The organism is Acidovorax sp. FG60 (assembly GCF_057808995.1).
Genome location: NZ_JBMDJC010000011.1, coordinates 94,834 through 114,082 on the forward strand (window position 1 = coordinate 94,834; position 19,249 = coordinate 114,082).

Consider the following 19,249-nt stretch of genomic DNA (forward strand, 5'->3'; position numbering starts at 1 on the left):
ATAATCCCCGGCAGTCCTCTCAATTTCAGCCGCGTTCTGCTAGCCGGTATTCCTCAACCCCGCAGCAATCCCATTGATAGAAATATGAATCCCCGTCTGCACCCGCTCATCCCCCTGCCCTGCGCGCCAGCGGCGCACCAGCTCAACCTGCAAGTGGTGCAGCGGGTCGATGTACGGGAAGCGGTGTTTGATGGAGCGGGCCAGGGCCGTGTTGTGGGTGAGGCGCTGTTTGTCGCCGGTGATGCGGGTGAGGGCCTCTGCCGTGCGGTGCCATTCGGCCTCGATGCTGGTGAACACCTTTTTGCGCAGGCGGGCGTCGGTGACGAGTTCGCTGTAGCGTGAGGCCAGGGCCAGGTCGCTTTTGGCCAGCACCATGTCCATGTTGGACAGCAGGGTGCGGAAGAACGGCCATTGGCGGTACATCTTTTGCAGCAGGGCCAGCTGGGTCTTGGGGTCTTTGCCTTCGGTGTTCACAAAGGCGTCCACCGCCGAGCCAAAGCCGTACCAGCCGGGCAGCGTGAGGCGGCACTGGCCCCAGCTGAAGCCCCAGGGGATGGCCCGCAGGTCTTCGATCTTCTGGCTGGCCTTGCGGCTGGCGGGGCGGGAGCCGATGTTGAGCTCGGCGATCTCGCGGATGGGGGTGGAGTTGAAGAAGTAGTCAGTAAAACCGGGGGTCTCGTACACCAGCGCGCGGTAGCTGCCCATGCTGGCCAGCGAGAGCTGCGCCGCGGCGTCCAGAAACGCCTTGGTGGCGGGCTTGGTGGGCTGCAGCAGCGTGGCTTCGAGCGTGGCGGCCACCAGGGTTTCGAGGTTGCGGCGGCCGATCTCGGGGTTGGCGTATTTGGAGGCGATGACTTCGCCCTGCTCGGTCAGACGGATCTGGCCGCGCACGGTGCCGGGGGGTTGCGCCAGGATGGCCTGGTAGCTGGGGCCGCCGCCCCGGCCCACGGTGCCGCCCCGGCCGTGGAACATGCGCAGCTGGATGCCGTGGCTGGTGGCGAGTTCGTCGAAGAGTTCAACGAGTGCGATCTCGGCGCGGTACAGCTCCCAGTTGCTGGTGAAGATGCCGCCGTCTTTGTTGCTGTCGCTGTAGCCGAGCATGATGTCCTGCTCGCCACCGCTGCGCTGCACCAGGGCAGCCACGCCGGGCAGTGCATAGAACTCGCGCATGATGGGCGCGGCATTGCGCAGGTCTTCAATGGTTTCGAACAGCGGCACCACGATGAGGTGGTTCTTGGACTCGGTGTCCAAGGTTCCATTCATCAGGCCCACTTCCTTTTGCAGCAGCAGCACTTCCAGCAGGTCGCTCACGGTTTCGGTGTGGCTGATGATGTAGTGGCGGATGGCTTCGTGGCCGAAGCGCTCGCGCATGACGCGGGCGGTTTCGAAGATGGCCAGCTCGCCCTTGGCATGGGCAGAGTATTCGGCACCCACCACGCGCAGGGGGCGGGCGTCGTTCAGCAGCTTGATAAGCAGTGCGCGCTTGGCGGCCTCTTGCAGGCTTGCATAGTTGGGCTCGATACGGGCCTTGGCTAGCAGCTCGGCCACCACTTCTTCGTGTTTGTCAGAGCTTTGGCGCAAATCCACCGTGGCCAGGTGAAAGCCGAACACCTGCACGGCGCGGATCAGCGGGTGCAGGCGCTCTGCGGCCAGGGCTTCGCCATGGTGCGACTTCAATGACGCTTCGATCACGCGCAGGTCGGCCAGGAACTCCTCGGCATTGGCATAGGCGTTCTGCGGCGCCACGGCATGGCGCGCGGCTTCGCCACCGGTCAGATCCTTGAGCGATGCGGCAAGGCGCGCATAGATGCCAGTAAGCGCACGGCGGTAGGGCTCGTCCACGCGGTGTTCGTTGGTGTCGGGCGAGCGCTGGGCCAGGGCCTCCATCTCGGCCGACACCTGCACCAGACGGGCCGACAGCGACAGCTCGCCACCCAGGTAGTGCACCTCGGTCAGGTAGTGGCGCAAGGCCACCTCGGCCTGGCGGCCCAGGGCGTATTGCAGCGTTTGCGCAGTGACATTGGGGTTGCCGTCGCGGTCGCCGCCGATCCACTGGCCCATGCGCAGAAAGCTGTGTACGGGGTACTGGCCCAGCTCGTTCTCCAGGTCCGCATAGATCTTGGGGATCTCGCGCAGGAAGGTAGCTTCGTAATAAGAGAGCGCGTTCTCGATCTCGTCGGCCACGGTGAGCTTGCTGTAGCGCAGCAGGCGGGTTTGCCACAGCTGGGCCACGCGGGCGCGCAGCAGGGCTTCGTTGGCGGCCAGCTCGCGCGGGGTGAGTGCGTCTTTGGCGCTGTTGTAGAGCTGGGCGCGCACCTGGATGTCGTCGCGCGTGGCCAGCAACTGGGCGATGTCGCGCTCGGCGTCCAGGATGCTCTTGCGCTGCACTTCGGTGGGGTGGGCGGTGAGCACGGGGGCCACGTAGCTGCCCGCCAGCGTCTGCGAGATGGTCTTGGGCGCAATGCCAGCCCAGCGCAGTCGCGACAGGGCGACTTCGATGCTGCCCTCTTGCGTGTCGCCCGCGCGTTCGTGCACGGCGCGGCGGCGGATGTGGTGGCGGTCTTCGGCCAGGTTGGCCAGGTGACTGAAGTAAGTGAAGGCGCGGATCACGCTCACCGTCTGGTCGCCCGACAGGGACTTGAGCAGCTTCTTGAGCGCGCGGTCGGCCTCCTGGTCGGCATCGCGGCGGAAGGCCACCGAGAGCTTGCGCACCTGCTCGACCAGTTCGTAGGCGGCCACGCCCTCCTGGTCCCGGATCACATCGCCCAGAATACGGCCAAGCAGGCGGATGTCGTCAATCAGGGGCTGGTCCTTGTCGGATCGTTTCATGGTGCGTGGGTCTCCGGAGGTGGGTAGGTGACCTGGCGCCGCCTGCCCCCGCATCCCCCGGGGCGCACCGGCCCCAGTGCGGGCGCATGCTAGCATCGCCCGCCCCTGAATGATTACAAACAGGTTACGAACTTGAGCCTCGCCCATTCCCCCCTTTCCATCGTCATTGCCACCCGAGAGAGCCGCCTGGCGCTGTGGCAGGCCGAGCATGTACAGGCTCTTTTGCGCGCACAGGGCCACACAGTGGAGCTGCTGGGCATGACCACCAAGGGCGACCAGATCCTGGACCGCTCGCTCAGCAAGGTGGGCGGCAAGGGCCTGTTTGTGAAAGAGCTGGAAGTGGCGCTGGAAGAAGGCCGCGCGCACATTGCCGTGCATTCGCTCAAGGATGTGCCCATGGAGCTGCCCGAGGGTTTTGCCCTGGCCTGCGTGATGGAGCGCGAAGACCCGCGCGATGCGTTTGTGTCACCCAACTACCCGAACATTGATGCCCTGCCCCAGGGTGCAGTGGTGGGCACCTCCAGCCTGCGCCGCCAGGTGCTGCTGCAGGCTTTGCGGCCCGACCTCAAGATTGAGCCCTTGCGCGGCAACCTCGACACCCGCCTGCGCAAGCTGGACGAAGGCCAGTACGACGCCATCGTGCTGGCGGCTGCGGGCCTGAAGCGCCTGGGGCTCGAATCCCGCATCCGCGCCACGTTTGCGCCCACGGCCATGCTGCCCGCAGCCGGCCAGGGTGCCTTGGGCATTGAAGTGCGCAGCGACCGGCAAGACCTGATCGCAGCACTGGCGCCGCTGGCGCACCAGACCACCTGGCTGACCGTGGCCGCAGAGCGCGCCGTGAGCCGCGCCATGGGCGGCAGCTGCTCCATGCCGCTGGCAGCGCACGGCACGTTCACCGATGGCGTGCTGCAGCTCGACGCCGCCTGGGGCGACGTGGATGCGCAGGCGCCCCTGGTGCGCGCAGCGGCCAGCGCCGCCGTTTCCACGCTGGCGCAGGCCGAAGCGCTGGGCGACGCGATTGCGCAGCGCCTGCGTGCCGGTGGTGCCCGGGGCGCCGAACCCCTGGTTTGAACGCGCATGCCATGCCCCGGGTGATCGTCACGCGGCCCGCCCGCGAGGCTGCGCACTGGGTCAAGCTGCTGGGCGCGCGCGGTGTGGATGCCGTGGCCCTGCCACTCATCGCCATCGGCCCCTGCCGTGACGCGGCAGCAGAGCAAGCACTCACCCAGGCGCATGCCCGGCTTCCACAGTACCGGGCCCTGATGTTTGTCAGTGGCAATGCGGTGTTTCATTTTTTTGAGCCAAATAAGGCCCTAGCGCTTGATGGACAAGCACTAGCAGCTATCAAAACAAGAGCATGGGCTCCGGGCCCCGGCACTGCGCGTGCGCTGGAGCAGGCCGGTGTGCCGCCTGGCTGCATCGACGGCCCGGCACCGGATGCACCCCAGTTCGACTCGGAAGCGCTGTGGCAGCAGGTCTCTGGGCAGATCCAGCCCGGCGACTGCGTGCTGATCGTGCGCGGGAGGTCCTCCACGCCCCAGGGTGTACATGAAAGCCCAGGCAACGGCCGCGACTGGCTGGCGCGCCAGATCGAGGCGGCGGGCGGCACGGTGGAGTTTGTGGTGGCCTACCAACGCGGCGCGCCGCATTTTTCAGCGCGCGAGGTGGCGCTGGCGCAACAGGCAGCGTGCGATGGCTCCATCTGGCTGCTGAGCAGCTCTGAAGCCGTAGCCCACCTGACCGAGGCCCTGCCCGGCCAGCACTGGGGCGCCGCGCACGCACTGGCCACCCACCCGCGCATCGCCGAAGCGGCCCGCGCAGCGGGCTTTGGCACCGTGCGGGAATGCCGTCCGGCGCTGGAGGATGTGGTGGCCTCGATAGAATCGGCCGCATGAGTTCCGTGCCCCCCAACGATCTGCCCCCCGCACCCACCGCAGCGCCCATGGCGGCACCTGTCGCGGCACCCGTGGGCGCACCGGCCGTGGGCCCGGCAGCCGCGTCCGCACCTCCAGCACCTACCCCGGGCCGGGGTGGCGCCGTCACGCTGCTGCTGGGCGCGGTGGCCGCTGCCGCGCTGGTCAGCAGCGGCATGCTGTGGCAAAAGCTCAGCGCCATTCAAGAGCAACTTGCCCGTCAGTCCGCAGACTCGGGCGCGCAGGCCATCGAGGCCCGCACCATGGCCCGCCAGGCCGAAGAACTGGTGCGCGAGACGGCAGCCCGCCTGTCGGTGGCCGAAGCGCGGGTGAGCGAAGTGGCGCTGCAGCGCAGCCAGCTCGAAGAACTCATGCAAAGCCTGTCGCGCTCGCGCGACGAGAACCTGGTGGTGGACATCGAATCGGCCATCCGCCTGGCGCAGCAACAGGCGCAGCTCACCGGCAGCCTGGAGCCCCTGGTGGCCGCGCTCAAAAGCGCCAACCAGCGCATCGAACGCGCCGCCCAGCCCCGCCTGGCCCCCGTGCAGCGCGCCATTGGCCGCGACCTGGACCGCCTGACCCGCGCCACCGTGACCGACACTGCCGGCCTGCTGGCCCGTCTGGACGACCTGGTGCGCCAGGTGGACGAGCTGCCCGTGCTGAACGCCGTGGCCCAGGCGGCCGCCACACGCCGCCTGGCAGCCACACCCGCTCCCACAAACACGCCACCGCTCAACCAGGGCGACCTGGCCTGGTGGCAGGCAGCCCTGCAGCGCAGCTGGGAAGTGGTGCGCGACGAGGCCCGGGGCCTGGTGCGCGTGAGCCGCATCGACCAGCCCGAGGCCATCTTGCTGGCGCCCGAGCAGACCTTCTTCCTGCGCGAGAATCTCAAGCTCAAGCTGCTCAATGCCCGCCTGGGCGTGCTGGCGCGCCAGTTCGAATCGGCCCGCGCCGACCTGGCCGCCGCCAACGCTGCGCTCAACAAATACTTTGACCCGGCATCGCGCCGCACGCAGAACGCTGCCAGCACGCTGCAGACCGCCCAGGCCAGCATGAAGGCGGCCGAGCAGCCGCGCCTGGACGAAACGCTCTCTGCGCTGGCAACAGCTGCAGCCGGCCGGTAAGGGAGCGGTACGCATGCGTGCAGCACTCTGGCTTTTGGCGTTGTTTGGCGTGGCGGTGGCCGCCGCGCTGTTTGCGGGCAACAACCAGGGCACCGTCACCCTGTACTGGCCGCCGTACCGCATCGACCTGTCGCTGAACCTGGTCGTGCTGTTGCTGGTGGGCGGGTTTGTCACCGTGTACGCCGCGCTGCGCGCCCTGGCGGCGCTGCTGGAGTTGCCCCACCAGGCCCGGCGCTGGCGCGTGCAGCAAAAGGAGCGCGCCATGCACGCGGCCTTGCTGGACGCCCTGACGCACATGCTGGGCGGGCGCTTCATCCGCTCGCGCAAGGCCGCGGTGGCTGCGCTGTCGCAAGAAAACGCGCTGGCCACAGCTGGCGAGGCCGTGCCCCACGGCCGCCAGTTGCGCGCCCTGGCCCACATGATTGCGGCCGAGGCCTCGCACGCGCTGCAAGACAGCGCCACGCGCGAAAGCCATCTGCAGGACGCCCTGCAAGAGGCCCCGCTGCGCGGCACCGTGAACGAGCAGGAAATGCGCGAGGGCGCCCAGATGCGTGCCGCCCGCTGGTCGCTGGACGACCGCGATGCCAACGCTGCGCTCGACCGCCTGGCGGCCCTGCCGCAAGGTGCCGCACGCCGCACACTGTCGCTGCGCATCAAGCTCAAAGCCACACGCCTGGCACGCCAGACGCAGGAGGCGCTGGACACCGCACGCCTGCTGGGCAAGCACCGCGCCTTCTCGCCCGCTGCGGCCCAGAGCATCGTGCGGGGCCTGGCCATTGAACTCATCAACAGCGCACACGACACCGCGCAGCTGCAGCAGACCTGGATGTCGCTGGAATCGTCCGAGCGCAGCATGCCCGAGCTGGCCATCCACGCCGCACAGCGGCTGGCAGCCCTGGGCGGCGACGCGACGCAGGTACGCGCCTGGCTGCTGCCCGTGTGGGACCGCATGGTGGACCTGCCCGATGCGCTGGCCGAACACCACGCGCTGAAGCTGGTGCGCGCACTCGAAGCCGGGCTGGACGACCTCGACGCCCCCTGGCTGGCGCGCATCGAATCGGCCTACCAGGGAAATCCCCGCGACGCCCGCCTGCAGTACCTGGCGGGCATGGCCTGCCTCAAGCGCCAGCTGTGGGGCAAGGCCCAGCAGTTGCTCACACAGGCGGCGCAGCAGCTGGGCGACAGCAGCCTGCGGGCCAGCGCCTGGCGCCACTTGGCCGAGCTGGCAGAAAAACGTGGCGACGACGGCGCCGCCGCCGAGGCCTGGAAGAAGGCCGCGCTCGGCCGGTAAACGGCCTTCTTTGCAAGGCTGCGCCTTCCAGGCGCAGCCCTTTGCGTAAAAAAGCCCGGGCCGCAGCGCTCTGGGCCGCACCGAACCAGGGCATCCCTGGTGAATCCGCCGCCCTCACACCCCATCGGATACACGCTGGTGCAACGTGCACAGCATTGGGGAACTTTGAGCGCTCAGGCCTTATCAATTCATTTTTTTTGAATTGAAGCATCAATCTGCCTGAAGCCGAATGCGGCAACGGCTTCCTACACTGCCCCATCGCTTGACGGATGTCAGCCCCGAACGGGCTGGCGACCCCGCCCGGCGCTCCGTCCAACAGCCCCACGTTTCCTCTCTTCATGACTGCTTCAGCCACCGCCACCCGCACCGCTGCAGACGCCCCGCCCCGCCGCTATACGCGCACCGCCATGCTTTTGCACTGGGTGCTGGGCCTGGCACTGATCGGGCTGTTTGGCGTGGGTATTTACATGACCGGGCTGCCGTTCTCGCCGCAGCGGCTCAAGCTCTACAACTGGCACAAGTGGGCGGGGGTCACCATCCTCGTGCTCTCGGTGCTGCGCCTGCTGTGGCGCGCCACGCACCGCCCTCCCGCTCTGCCGCCAGCCATCGAAAACGCCATGCCGGGCTGGCAAAAGCTGGCGCACCACGCCACGCACGGGCTGCTGTACACGCTGTTTTTCGCCGTGCCGTTGATTGGCTGGGCCTACAGCTCGGCAGCAGGCTTTCCCATCGTGTTTCTGGGCCTGTGGCAGTTGCCCGACTTCGTGCCCGTGAGCAAGGAGCTGGCCGAGGCGATCAAACCCTGGCACCAGTACACCGCCTTTGCGATGGCGGGCCTGGTGCTGCTGCACATCGCAGGCGCGCTCAAGCACCAGATCGTGGACCGCGATGGGCTCATCGCCCGCATGCTGCCGGGCAGATGAAACACCCCTGAGTCGCGTGCAGGGCGGGGCAACGCACCGCCCTCCAGATCATGGATCTGGTTTTCACTTTCTGTCTTTTGAACGGAGTTTTTTGCATGAACCTGTCTTCCCAACTGTCTCGCACCCTCCTGGTGGCCGCCGTAGCCTTGAGCGCGCAGGCCGCACTGGCCCAGCAGCAACTGGTCCCCGCCCAGAGCGAGGTGCAGTTCACCGCGCGCCAGATGGGCGTGCCGCTGGATGGCCATTTCAAGAAGTTCAACGCCCAGGTGGCGTTTGACCCCGCCAAGCTGGCCACCAGCAAGATCGCCTTCACCGTAGACACCGGCAGCGCTACGCTGGGCTCGCGCGAGACCGACGCCGAGCTGCCCAAGCCCACCTGGTTCAACGTGCCCAAGTTCCCGCAGGCGCAGTTCGAATCCACGGCCATCAAGGCGCTGGGCGGCGGCAAGTTTGAGGTGGCGGGCAAGCTCACCATCAAGGGCACCGCGCAGAACGTGGTAGTGCCGGTGACGTTGACCCAGAGCGGCCCCACCACCACGGCCACCGGCACGCTGTCCATTAAGCGGCTGGCTTTCAAGATCGGCGAGAACGAGTGGGCCGACACCTCGATGGTGGCCGACGACGTGACCGTGAAGTTCAAGCTCGCACTGACTGGCGTCGGCAAGCTTTGACCAGCTTCTGGCTCCAGCTACGCCTCTTTCATCCTCCGTTTTTCCCCTGGTTCGTTTCGTAGTTCCTCTTTTCAAGGAGTCTTTTTCATGCGCAAGTCCCTCTTCTCCCTGCTCGCCGTGGCCGCTGCCACTGCCATGACCGCTGGCGCTGCCCAGGCCGCCAACTACGCCATCGACCCCACGCACACCTTCGTGACGTTCGAGATCAGCCACTTTGGCGCCACCACCAACCGTGGCCGTTTCGACAAGAAGCAAGGCACTGTGGAATTTGACCGCGCCGCCAAGACCGGCAAGGTGGACATCACCATCGACACCACCTCGGTGAATACCGGCACGCCTCCCTTTGACAAGCACCTGCAAAGCGCCGATCTGTTTGACGCCGCCAAGCACCCCACGATCAAGTTCGTGTCCGACAAGTTCAGCTTCAACGGCGACAAGGTCAGCGAAGTGACCGGCCAGCTCACGCTGCTGGGCAAGACCGCGCCCGTCACCCTCAAGGCCACGCAGTTCAACTGCTACGACAGCCCCATGCTCAAGCGCGAAGTGTGCGGTGGCGACTTTGAAACCACCATCGACCGCACCCAGTGGGGCATGAACTACGGCGTGGAATGGGGCTTCCCCAAGAACGTGCGCCTGGTGGTGCAGATTGAAGCTGTGAAGCAGTAATCCACCATCGGCAGGCGCGCGGGCTGCTCGCCCCGGAAGGGCGGCTGCTGCGCGCCAAACCCACAGGCCACCCCTGCGTTCACGCAGCGGGTGGCTTTTTCATGCACGCGCACTTCGCCGGGCGTGTCACGCAGCGTCCAGCGTGGCATCCAGGTTCCAGCCTTGGGGCTGCCAGGCCCACACCACATCAGGCCCGAGCGCACGCAGGAAGGTGACGTCGTGCGACACCACGGCCAGCGCGCCCGTGAAGGCTTGCAAGGCGGACTGCAGCGCTTCGATGGCATCCACATCGAGATGGTTGGTGGGCTCATCGAGCAGCAGCATTTGCGCGGGCTCGCCCGACCACAGGGCGCAGGCCAGGGCAGCCTTGATGCGCTCTCCACCGCTGAGCACGCCCGCAGGCCGCTGCACTTTGTCCGCGCCCAAGCCCATCTGGGCCAGGTGCGTGCGCAGCGCCGCTTCGGACAGGGGCGTACCGAGCGCCTGCAGGCGCGCCAACACACCGTGCTGGGGTGGAAGCAGGTCGGCGTTGTGCTGGTCCAGCCAGGCGGCCCGCACACCCCGCAACACCCGCCCCGCAGTGGCCAACGCAGGGTTGGCAATGGTGCGCAGCAGGCTGCTTTTGCCGCAGCCGTTGGGCCCGGTGATGGCGATGCGGATGGGCCCGTTCCAGACTCCATGGAGCGGAGGAAAGCCGGGCGGCGCATGCGGCACATGCACCTGCTCGAACGCCAGCACCTGCTTGCCCGCAGGCACGGCGCTTTGGGGCAGCACCAGCGCCGTATCGCCCCCCGCAGGAACACGCTGAGCGGCCTCGCGCACCGCATCGTTCAGCCGCAGGCGCTCCTGCTGCTGCCGCTCGTGCTCGCGACCCGCGTGGGCCTGGGCGTTGTTCTTCTTGCGGTCCAGCAGGACGGATGCCTGGTTGGCAGTGCGGCCGGCCTCGCGCCCCCGCGCGGCGCGGCTCTGCTGGGCATCGTGCTCGCGCTGCAGCGCCCGCATGCCCCGCTCGCGCTCGGTGCGCGCATGGTCCAGCGCGGCCTGGGCAGCAGCAGCCTCGGCCTGGCGCTGTGCCTGGTACACGGACCAGTTTCCGCCGTAGCGCTGCAGCCCCGCTGCAGACAACGCAACCATGTTGTTCGCCATGCCTAGCAATTCGCGGTCGTGGCTGGCCACCAGCACGCCACCGCGCCACTGCGCCAGCGACTCCATCAACCAGCGCCGACCCGGACGGTCCAGGTGGTTGGTGGGCTCATCCAGCACCAGCAGATCGGCGCCCGACAGAAATGCCCCTGCCAGCGCCATGCGCATGCGCTCGCCGCCACTAAGTTGCTGCGCCGCGTGTTCCGGCGGCAGGTGGCCCAACCCCAGCGCGTGCAGCGCCTGCTGCCATTGCGAGGGCAGGTCCCACCGCCCGTCGGCCAAAAGCAGATCATCGGGCGAGCCCCTGCCCGCTTCCAGTCGGTCGAGTGCACCCAGAACCGGGCCCAGGCCCGCAATATCGGCGACGGTGGCCGAAGGTGCTGCACCGACCTCCTGCGCCACCGCGTGCACGGAAGGGCAGCCCGCCACCACACCGCTTGCAGGCTGCAGCATGCGCTGCGCAAGCTGCAAGAAAACGCTTTTGCCAACGCCGTTGGCGCCCACCAAGCCGGTCACGCCTTGGCCCAGGGCCACATTCAGCGGGCGTGCCCACAGTGCCTGCCCGTCAGGCAAGCTGAATGTGACGTCGTGGAACTGAAGGACAACGGGACCCGCAGACGAAGCCGCACTGCGGGGCGCGGCATTAGAGGGCCGAGGAGGGAAGGCAGCCGTCGAGGCTGCGGCAGCGCTGCGGCTGCGATGGGCGGAATCGCCCGGCATTGAAGGTGTCGCCATGCAAAAGCACTCCAGACAAGACATACAACCGCCTGGCCCGGCAATGGGCAAGCAGGAAGGAAAGGCTTGAGGGGCTTACAGGCGCATCGGACGAATACCTCAGGGGCAAAGAAGGACGACTGCGGAATGTACCGCAATCCCGGCCCTCAAAAAATTAACTTAACGTAAATCAATTACGAATAGTAGAATCGCAAAACCGATTTGAGGAGACTCTGCATGAACGCCATCCTGAAACCTGATCTGGCCACCCTGCCCCCGCCCGCGCCCATCCAGCAACTGCACCACTACGCCTACAAGGCGCGTGACGCTGAAGAAACGCGCCAGTTCTATGAGGACATCCTGGGCCTGCCGCTGTACCACATCATCCAGAGCGACTACGTGCCGAGCACGGGCGAATACTGCCCCTACACGCACTTCTTCTTTCGCCTCAAGGACGGTTCTTTCATCGCCTTCTTCGACCTGGGCGACGACGTGAAGGCAGAGCCCTCGCCGAACACGCCGCTGTGGGTCAACCACATTGCTTTTCGCGTGGACACGGTGCAGGAGCTGGAGAACACCAAGAAGCGCCTGGAGGCCCACGGCATCGAGGTGCTGGGCGTAACGGACCACCACATCTTTCACAGCATCTATTTCTTTGACCCGAACGGTATCCGTCTGGAGCTGTCGGCCCAGCTGGCCGACGAAGAACAGATGGCCAAGGACAGCACCGTGGCCCACGCCCGCCTGAACGAGTGGACGGCGCGCAAGGAGCAGTGGCGCAAGGAGCGCGCTGAAGGCAAGGCGGTGGAACCGCTCAAGCCGCAGCAGAACGACCGGCCAGAGTTCGTCAAAGGCTGACAAGCCTTTGGCGCCGCCACGTTGCACACCCAACGTGCAACGTGGCGTCAGCGATAAAAATACAGGTAAAAATAGCCTCCAGCGCTTTACCAACAAGCGCTAACAGCTATTTATTTGGTAGCAAAGCTCCACCAACCACTCCGCCGGTCGCAATCAGCCTTCCTGAGGCTGTTGCTGCTGCGCCCGCATGATCTGGTGGCGCTGCCAGTAGGCCCCCAACACGGCGTTGAACTGGTCCTTTTCCTTGGTGAGGCCGGACAGCTTGATCTTGCTGGTCTTGGCGCCCAGGCCCAGGGCGTTCTTTTCGGGGTGCGTTACGACCAGTGCATTGCCGAAGCTGCTTTCCTTGAATTCCAGCGCCTTGATGGCGTCCCAGAACACCGTGGTCTCGTCGGCCGAGGTGCGGATGCCGTCGATGCTGACCTCCACCGTGTTCTCCCCCTTGAGCGCAAACACCACAGGTGGAAAGTAGCGCAGCACCAGCGCGCGCTCTTCGTCGGTGGCGGGCTCGTAGCGGTAGGCCAGGCTTCGTTCATGGTCTTGCGCAAACTGCTGTTCGTAGTCACTCCACAGGCGCTGCTCGATCGCGTCCGCCGTCAATATCTCCTGCACCCAGGTGGCAGCGGGCGCGCGCACGGCGATGGCACCGTAGTCCCGCTCTTTCAGTGCCATGCCCACGTTGCGCAGGCGCTCGGGCATGGCGGGGTGCGAGTCAAAGGGGTGGGGCACGTTGGCCGTCTTCATCGCATCCAGAAAATCGTCGGAGGCCGCATAGGGCGCCAGCCCCTGGGCCACAAAGCGGGCGATGCCCAGCGTGGTGGTGTCGTGCCGCTCATTGCGGCCAAACAGCTCGTCCTCGATCTTGAAACGGTATTGCGCGTAGGCCGCGATCTTGACCAGCGACTGCGCAATGGCCGCTGGCGAGATGAGCTTGGCAGCGATGCGGTCGGCCTTGAACTCGCGCTCGCGGCTGTCGCGCGCCAGGGCAATTTCGAAGATGGTGCGGTACAGGTCCAGCACTGGCGACACCACGGCCGAGAGCCCACCGCTGCGGATCGCATGGCGGTAGTGGTCAAACTGCACCAGCTTCGGGCCCAGCCGGGCGCTGCTCTGGGTGTCGCCGCCGCGCAGGTGGGCCAGCTCGTGGCCGAACACGGCGTCGGCCTCGGCCTGGTCGAGGATGCGCAGCAGCGGCAGGCTGACAAACAGCGTGCGGCCCGTGAGCGTGTGGTTGCCCACCGTGAGCGGTGCCTCGGTCACGAAAAAGTTGGCATCGATGCCCGCCACGATGTTCTTCGGAGGCTCGGTCTTCAGGCGCTGGGCCATGTGGCGGATGCGCTTCCACAGCAGGGGCGCATCGTCTTCGGACACCAGCTCGCCCACGGCATGGTTGTCAGACTGCACGCGCTTGAAGATGCCCGCCACCGCCACAAACACACCCACCGCCACGGCCAGCCCCACGACGATGATGAGCTTGGGCGAATACTTGTGAAAGAAGAACGCCGTGACCCAGAACGACAGCCACACCGCCATCGCCCCCTGCACCACCAGCGCGGCGGCACTGGCCCAGGTGGTCAGGCGCCAGCCCGCGACAAAGCTGGTGTACTGCAGCGTGCGGTCGGCAAAGGCCAGCGCGCCCAGGCCCAGCACGGCCACCAGCAGCACGCCGCTGGCCACCAGGGTCCAGAACGACACTGCTCGCGCCATGTGGAACTGCCACACGTCGGAATAGCGCTCACACAGGGCTTCGCGGTAGTCCTGCGCGTCGGGGTCGGTGCTGCTGCAAATGGTGGACGGCGGATTGCTGCGGTAGTAATCCTTGCGCGCCTGCTTTTCGGCGGGCGGCATGCCCTTTTCAGCGTCGATGCGCTGGCTGATGCCGGCCACAAAGTTCGCGTCCTGGTCGCGCTGCGCGTAGACGGTGAACCCATAGGTCAACGCCGGGATGAGAAAAAGCGCCAGCAGCGCGTAGACAAAGACCTTGGCAAGGCCCGCGCGGAGTGCGGATGGAAGATGCATGGATGGGACCGATTGGTTGTATGTTTTTGACCCGGGCAATGCGTGGAGCCCGCCCCCTCTCCAGGGGCCCTCTCGCTCCACCGGGCGGGATTATCAAGACGCCACGGCGGGCAGGTCGAGCGACAAGGTAACAATTGGCGAGAAATGCCCGACAGACGGAATGCCGGTGGGATGCGAGCGCAGGGGAAGACCGGCTGGCGCTCCCGTAAAATGCCCGGTCCACCCTCTTGACCGTTGAGGCACGCCCTGTGCCTGCCTCTTCCTTCTGCCAAACCCCATGAGCACGCCCCAAGCACAACCCGGCCTCGACAGCCTGTCCAAGTCCTTTGAACCCGCCGCGCTGGAAGCCCACTGGGGCCCCGAATGGGAAAAGCGCGGGTATGGCACCGCAGGCCACCGTGGCACGGGCCAGCCCCAGGCGGGCGAGCCCGCCTTTTCCATCCAGCTGCCCCCGCCCAACGTGACGGGCACACTGCACATGGGCCATGCGTTCAACCAGACGATCATGGACAGCCTCACGCGCTACCACCGCATGCGTGGCTTCAACACCGTGTGGGTGCCGGGCACTGACCACGCCGGCATCGCCACGCAGATCGTCGTGGAACGCCAGCTGCAGGAGCAAGGCATCAGCCGCTACGACATGGGCCCTACCCCGCCCGAGGCGCGCAAGAACTTTGTGAGCAAGGTGTGGGAGTGGAAGGAAAAGTCTGGCAACACCATCACCACGCAGATGCGCCGCATGGGCGACAGCGTGGACTGGGGCCGCGAATACTTCACCATGGACGACAAGCTGAGCGCCGTGGTGACCGACACCTTCGTGAAGCTGTATGAGCAGGGCCTGATCTACCGTGGCAAGCGCCTGGTGAACTGGGACCCGAAGCTGCAGTCCGCCGTGTCCGACCTGGAAGTCGAGAGCGAAGAAAAAGACGGCTCGCTGTGGCACATCGCCTACCCGCTGGCCGATGGATCGGGCAGCCTGACGGTGGCCACCACGCGGCCTGAAACCATGCTGGGCGACGTGGCGCTGATGGTGCACCCCGAGGATGCACGCTACACGCACCTCATCGGCAAGATGGTCAACCTGCCGCTGTGTGACCGCCAGATCCCGGTGATTGCCGACGAGTACGTGGACAAGGAATTCGGCACGGGCGTGGTCAAGGTGACCCCTGCGCACGACCAGAACGACTACGCCGTGGGCCAGCGCCACAAGCTGCCCATGATCGTGGTGCTGACCCTGCAGGCCACCATCAACGAGAACGCGCCCGCCAAGTACCAGGGCATGGACCGCTTTGTGGCCCGCAAGGCCGTGGTGGCCGACCTGGAAGCCATCGGCGCGCTGGTCGAGGTGAAAAAGCACAAGCTCATGGTGCCGATTTGCACCCGCACCGGACAGGTGATCGAGCCCATGCTGACCGACCAGTGGTTCGTGGCGATGAGCAAGGTGGGCGAAGGCGACGCCACCGGCAAGAGCATTGCGCAAAAGGCCATCGATGCGGTGGCCAGCGGTGAAGTGACCTTTGTGCCCGAGAACTGGGTGAACACCTACAACCAGTGGATGAACAACATCCAGGACTGGTGCATCAGCCGCCAGCTGTGGTGGGGCCACCAGATCCCGGCGTGGTACGACGAAGACGGCAACGTGATCGTGGCCCGCGACGAAGCCGAAGCCCAGGCCAAGGCCCCGGGCAAGACGCTGCGCCGCGATGAAGACGTGCTGGACACCTGGTACTCGTCCGCGCTCGTGCCCTTCAGCACCATGGGCTGGCCGAACCAAGGCACCGCCAAAACCGACGACTTCAACCTTTACCTGCCCAGCACCGTGCTGGTCACGGGCTACGACATCATCTTCTTCTGGGTCGCCCGGATGATCATGATGACCACGCACTTCACGGGCCGCGTGCCGTTCAAGCACGTGTACATCCACGGCCTGGTGCGCGACGCGCAGGGCAAGAAGATGTCCAAGTCCGAAGGCAACGTGCTCGACCCGGTGGACCTGATCGACGGCATTGCCCTCGACCCGTTGCTGGACAAGCGCACCACCGGCCTGCGCAAGCCCGAGACCGCGCCCACCGTGCGCAAGAACACGCAAAAGGAATTCCCCGAGGGCATTCCGGCTTATGGCGCCGATGCGCTGCGCTTCACCTTCGCGGCGCTGGCCAGCCTGGGCCGCAGCATCAACTTTGACAGCAAGCGCTGCGAGGGCTACCGCAACTTCTGCAACAAGCTCTGGAACGCCAGCCGCTTTGTGCTGATGAACTGCGAAGGCCAGGACTGCGGCCTGAAGGAGCACACCAAGGAAGAATGCCAACCCGGCGGCAGCGCCCACGGCTACATGCAGTTCAGCCAGGCCGACCGCTGGATCAGCTCGCTGCTGCAGAAGACCGAGGCCGAAGTCGCCAAGGGCTTTGCCGAATACCGCCTAGACAACGTGGCCAACACGATCTACGACTTTGTCTGGAACGAGTACTGCGACTGGTACCTGGAAATCGCCAAGGTGCAGATCCAGAACGGCACCGAAGCGCAGCAACGCGCCACGCGCCGCACGCTGATCCGCACGCTCGAAGCCATCCTGCGCCTGGCGCATCCCATCATCCCGTTCATCACCGAAGCCCTGTGGCAGGTGGTGGCGCCTGTGGCAGGCATCCCGGGCGAGTCGGTCAGCATTGCGCGCTACCCCCAGGCCCAGCCCGAGAAGATCGACGAGGCCGCGATTGTCCACATGGGCCGCGTGAAGGGCCTGGTGGACGCTTGCCGCGCATTGCGTGGCGAAATGAACGTGTCCCCGTCCACCCGCTTGCCCCTGTACACCGTAGGCGACACCGACTTCATGCGCGGCGTGGGCCCGGTGCTGCAGGCCCTGGCCAAGCTCAGCGAGGTCAAGGTGTTTGACGACGAGGCCGCCTGGGCCGCTGCCGCGCAGGCAGCGCCTGTGGCCGTGGTGGGCGAAGCTCGGCTGGCGCTGTACATGGAGATTGACGTGGCCGCCGAGAAGGCCCGCTTGTCCAAGGAAATCGCCCGCATCGAAGGCGAAGTCGCCAAGGCCAACAACAAGCTCTCGAACGAAGCCTTTGTGGCCAAGGCCCCACCGGCCGTGATCGACCAGGAAAAGAAGCGCATCGCTGACTTCGGCGCCACGCTGACCCGCCTGCGCGACCAGCTGGGTCGCCTGGGCTGACAGAACAAAAGTGAAGGGCCGGGCAGCTCTGGCCTGACACTTGCATATCCACGACGACCACAACACCCCGAATCCCTGTCTTCACTCAAGGAGTCTCATGACTGTTGCCACCACCGTTCGCAAAGCCGTATTTCCCGTCGCTGGCCTGGGCACCCGTTTTCTGCCCGCCACCAAGGCGTCTCCGAAGGAAATGCTGCCCGTGGTTGACAAGCCGTTGATTCAGTACGCTGTGGAAGAGGCTTATGCCGCTGGCATCCGCCACATGATCTTCGTGACCGGCCGCAGCAAGCGCGCCATCGAAGACCATTTCGACACGGCATATGAGCTGGAGGCCGAACTCGAAGCCGCCGGCAAGAAGGAACTGCTGGCGCTGGTGCGTTCCATCCAGCCCGACGACATGGACTGCGCGTTCGTGCGCCAGCCCCGCTCGCTGGGCCTGGGCCACGCCGTGTTGTGCGCCGAGCCGCTGGTGGGCAAGGAACCCTTTGCCGTGCTGCTGGCCGACGACCTGATGGTGGGCCCCCCAGGCGGCCAGCCCGTGCTGGCCCAGATGGCCACCGCCTTCCGCCAGCAAGGCCGCTCGGTCATCGCGGTGCAGGAAGTGCCGGAAGACCAGGTCCACAAATACGGCATCGTGGCCGGCGAGCCCGCTGGCGGCCCGCTGATCCGCATTGAACGCATCGTGGAAAAGCCCAAGGCCGATGTCGCCCCCTCGCGCATGGGCGTGGCCGGCCGCTACATCCTCACGCCCGGCGTGTTCGACGAGATCCGCAACCAGCCACGCGGCGTGGGCGGCGAGATCCAGCTCACCGACGGTATCGCCCGCCTGATGCAGCACGAAGCCGTGTACGCCTTCCAGTACGAAGGCAAGCGCTACGACTGCGGCAGCAAGGAAGGGTTTCTGGAAGCGACGGTGGAGCTGGCTTTGCAACACCCGCAGGTGGGCGCGCAGTTCCGGGAATATCTGAAGACCTTGGCGCTGTAAGCCACAGTCCGGGCTCACACTGGAAGCGCCTCAAACGCTTCCAAATTAATAGCTGCCAGCGCTTATCCATAGAGCGCTGGCAGCTATTTTTTCTTAAATCTACCGACGACGCAGGATGTGGATGTATTCCTCGCCCACCGTCTGCTGCTCCACCAGCTCGTTGCCCGTCTGCTTGGCAAACGCCTGAAAATCCCGCAGCGACCCGCCATCGGTGGCCACCACCTTCAGCAACTGGCCGCTGGCCATGTCGGACAGCGCCTTCTTGGCCTTGAGGATGGGCAAGGGGCAGTTCAGGCCCCGGGTGTCGATTTCTTTGTGAATGTCCATGGTCGTCAATCCTTTGGCGGCGGCGGTTGTTCGTCCAGGCCGCGCCGCCGTTCTGCATTTTCTTCAGCGGTAAAAAACACCGGCTCGTGCCCCTTGGTGCGCAGCCAGTCGGCCAGCGCGTAGCCCGTGCCCGCCGGCCAGCATTTGAGGTCTGCCAGATCGTACAGCCGGTAGTCCACCAGCTCGGGCGATAACTGAACCTGCCCCGTGGCCACCACATGGTAGGCAATGATGATCTGGTTCATGCGCAGGAACTCATAGGCGCCCACCAGGGTGGTGGACTGCACGTCGAGGTTGGTTTCCTCCTTCACCTCGCGCGCAATGCCTTCCTGGGGCGACTCGCCTGCCTCCATGAAGCCGGTGATCAGCGCGAACATCTTGCCCGGCCAGGCCGCGTTGCGCGCCAGCAGCACCTTGCCGTCGATCTCGACAATCGCTGCCAGCACGGGCGTGGGGTTGTTCCAGTGGGTCCAGCCGCAGGCGGGGCAGCGCAGCCGCTCTTTGTCGCCTCCGTCTTCGGCCAGGGTGATGGGCTGTAGCGCGGTACCGCAGTGGGTGCAGTGGCGGACTTCGTAGTGCATGGTATAGCTATTATTTTTATAGCTGCTAGC

At 65.9% G+C, this 19,249-nt stretch carries 15 protein-coding genes; 10 read left to right on the forward strand and 5 right to left on the reverse strand.

Annotation, left to right across the window (positions count from 1 at the left end; all coding sequences use genetic code 11):
• Positions 1–39: 39 nt before the first annotated feature.
• Entirely contained in the window at positions 40–2,829 is a 2,790-nt protein-coding gene (gene ppc, locus ACODS0_RS17440) for a phosphoenolpyruvate carboxylase (protein WP_488836154.1), read from the reverse strand.
• Positions 2,830–2,961: 132 nt separating this feature from the next.
• Here ppc and hemC point away from each other — a divergent pair, with 132 nt between their 5' ends.
• The 7 genes from hemC to ACODS0_RS17475 all read left to right on the forward strand — a co-directional run bounded on the left by hemC (position 2,962) and on the right by ACODS0_RS17475 (position 9,417).
• A complete protein-coding gene (gene hemC / locus ACODS0_RS17445) occupies positions 2,962–3,900 on the forward strand; it encodes a hydroxymethylbilane synthase (RefSeq protein WP_488836155.1) in 939 nt (312 codons plus the stop codon).
• A gap of 11 nt (positions 3,901–3,911) precedes the next feature.
• Positions 3,912–4,724, forward strand: coding sequence for a uroporphyrinogen-III synthase (locus ACODS0_RS17450; protein ID WP_488836156.1), 813 nt, complete (start codon positions 3,912–3,914; stop codon positions 4,722–4,724).
• Positions 4,721–5,866 (forward strand): uroporphyrinogen-III C-methyltransferase, encoded by a 1,146-nt coding sequence (locus ACODS0_RS17455; protein ID WP_228899930.1) that lies wholly within the window; start codon positions 4,721–4,723, stop codon positions 5,864–5,866. Before ACODS0_RS17450 ends, ACODS0_RS17455 begins: the two co-directional genes overlap by 4 nt.
• 13 nt (positions 5,867–5,879) lie before the next feature.
• Positions 5,880–7,157, forward strand: coding sequence for a heme biosynthesis protein HemY (locus ACODS0_RS17460; RefSeq protein ID WP_487262225.1), 1,278 nt, complete (start codon positions 5,880–5,882; stop codon positions 7,155–7,157).
• 338 nt (positions 7,158–7,495) lie between these two features.
• Positions 7,496–8,080: a cytochrome b gene (locus tag ACODS0_RS17465; protein ID WP_228899929.1), complete on the forward strand. Its 585-nt coding sequence runs from the start codon at positions 7,496–7,498 to the stop codon at positions 8,078–8,080.
• Between the two features lie 95 nt (positions 8,081–8,175).
• Positions 8,176–8,751 (forward strand): YceI family protein, encoded by a 576-nt coding sequence (locus ACODS0_RS17470; protein ID WP_488836157.1) that lies wholly within the window; start codon positions 8,176–8,178, stop codon positions 8,749–8,751.
• Between the two features lie 87 nt (positions 8,752–8,838).
• Positions 8,839–9,417 carry a YceI family protein gene (locus ACODS0_RS17475; RefSeq protein WP_228899928.1) on the forward strand — a complete coding sequence of 193 codons (579 nt, stop codon included), beginning with the start codon at positions 8,839–8,841 and terminating at the stop codon, positions 9,415–9,417.
• 126 nt (positions 9,418–9,543) lie between these two features.
• Here the strand turns inward: ACODS0_RS17475 and ACODS0_RS17480 are convergent, their stop codons facing one another.
• The gene (locus tag ACODS0_RS17480; protein WP_488836158.1) at positions 9,544–11,295 is read right to left on the reverse strand and encodes an ABC-F family ATP-binding cassette domain-containing protein; all 1,752 of its coding nucleotides are present in this window, start codon (positions 11,293–11,295) and stop codon (positions 9,544–9,546) included.
• A 216-nt stretch (positions 11,296–11,511) separates the two neighbouring features.
• Between ACODS0_RS17480 and ACODS0_RS17485 the strand changes: the two genes are divergently transcribed.
• Positions 11,512–12,132, forward strand: a complete 621-nt coding sequence (locus ACODS0_RS17485) for a VOC family protein (protein WP_055401646.1) — start codon at positions 11,512–11,514, stop codon at positions 12,130–12,132.
• A gap of 153 nt (positions 12,133–12,285) precedes the next feature.
• On the opposite strand, the gene ACODS0_RS17490 is transcribed toward ACODS0_RS17485, so the two are convergent.
• Complete coding sequence (locus ACODS0_RS17490) at positions 12,286–14,151, reverse strand: M48 family metalloprotease (protein ID WP_488836159.1); 1,866 nt, start codon at positions 14,149–14,151, stop codon at positions 12,286–12,288.
• 277 nt (positions 14,152–14,428) lie between these two features.
• On the opposite strand from ACODS0_RS17490, the gene ACODS0_RS17495 reads away from it, so the two are divergent.
• Both ACODS0_RS17495 and galU read left to right on the forward strand, forming a co-directional pair.
• Entirely contained in the window at positions 14,429–17,326 is a 2,898-nt protein-coding gene (locus ACODS0_RS17495) for a valine--tRNA ligase (RefSeq protein WP_488836160.1), read from the forward strand.
• Between the two features lie 97 nt (positions 17,327–17,423).
• Positions 17,424–18,311, forward strand: coding sequence for a UTP--glucose-1-phosphate uridylyltransferase GalU (galU, locus tag ACODS0_RS17500; protein ID WP_055401640.1), 888 nt, complete (start codon positions 17,424–17,426; stop codon positions 18,309–18,311).
• A 99-nt stretch (positions 18,312–18,410) separates the two neighbouring features.
• Here galU and ACODS0_RS17505 read toward each other — a convergent pair whose 3' ends face one another.
• The gene (locus ACODS0_RS17505; protein ID WP_010459874.1) at positions 18,411–18,638 is read right to left on the reverse strand and encodes a sulfurtransferase TusA family protein; all 228 of its coding nucleotides are present in this window, start codon (positions 18,636–18,638) and stop codon (positions 18,411–18,413) included.
• Between the two features lie 5 nt (positions 18,639–18,643).
• The gene (locus ACODS0_RS17510; RefSeq protein WP_306553685.1) at positions 18,644–19,219 is read right to left on the reverse strand and encodes an NUDIX domain-containing protein; all 576 of its coding nucleotides are present in this window, start codon (positions 19,217–19,219) and stop codon (positions 18,644–18,646) included.
• Positions 19,220–19,249 lie beyond the last annotated feature (30 nt).

Bases quoted from the DNA above. Each gene is read 5' to 3' on its own strand.
- ppc (WP_488836154.1), bottom strand. From the start codon at position 2,829: ATGAAACGATCCGACAAGGACCAGCCCCTGATTGACGACATCCGCCTG.
- ACODS0_RS17450 (WP_488836156.1), top strand. From the start codon at position 3,912: ATGCCCCGGGTGATCGTCACGCGGCCCGCCCGCGAGGCTGCGCACTGG.
- ACODS0_RS17455 (WP_228899930.1), top strand. From the start codon at position 4,721: ATGAGTTCCGTGCCCCCCAACGATCTGCCCCCCGCACCCACCGCAGCG.
- ACODS0_RS17460 (WP_487262225.1), top strand. From the start codon at position 5,880: ATGCGTGCAGCACTCTGGCTTTTGGCGTTGTTTGGCGTGGCGGTGGCC.
- ACODS0_RS17465 (WP_228899929.1), top strand. From the start codon at position 7,496: ATGACTGCTTCAGCCACCGCCACCCGCACCGCTGCAGACGCCCCGCCC.
- ACODS0_RS17470 (WP_488836157.1), top strand. From the start codon at position 8,176: ATGAACCTGTCTTCCCAACTGTCTCGCACCCTCCTGGTGGCCGCCGTA.
- ACODS0_RS17475 (WP_228899928.1), top strand. From the start codon at position 8,839: ATGCGCAAGTCCCTCTTCTCCCTGCTCGCCGTGGCCGCTGCCACTGCC.
- ACODS0_RS17480 (WP_488836158.1), bottom strand. From the start codon at position 11,295: ATGGCGACACCTTCAATGCCGGGCGATTCCGCCCATCGCAGCCGCAGC.
- ACODS0_RS17485 (WP_055401646.1), top strand. From the start codon at position 11,512: ATGAACGCCATCCTGAAACCTGATCTGGCCACCCTGCCCCCGCCCGCG.
- ACODS0_RS17490 (WP_488836159.1), bottom strand. From the start codon at position 14,151: ATGCATCTTCCATCCGCACTCCGCGCGGGCCTTGCCAAGGTCTTTGTC.
- ACODS0_RS17495 (WP_488836160.1), top strand. From the start codon at position 14,429: ATGAGCACGCCCCAAGCACAACCCGGCCTCGACAGCCTGTCCAAGTCC.
- galU (WP_055401640.1), top strand. From the start codon at position 17,424: ATGACTGTTGCCACCACCGTTCGCAAAGCCGTATTTCCCGTCGCTGGC.
- ACODS0_RS17505 (WP_010459874.1), bottom strand. From the start codon at position 18,638: ATGGACATTCACAAAGAAATCGACACCCGGGGCCTGAACTGCCCCTTG.
- ACODS0_RS17510 (WP_306553685.1), bottom strand. From the start codon at position 19,219: ATGCACTACGAAGTCCGCCACTGCACCCACTGCGGTACCGCGCTACAG.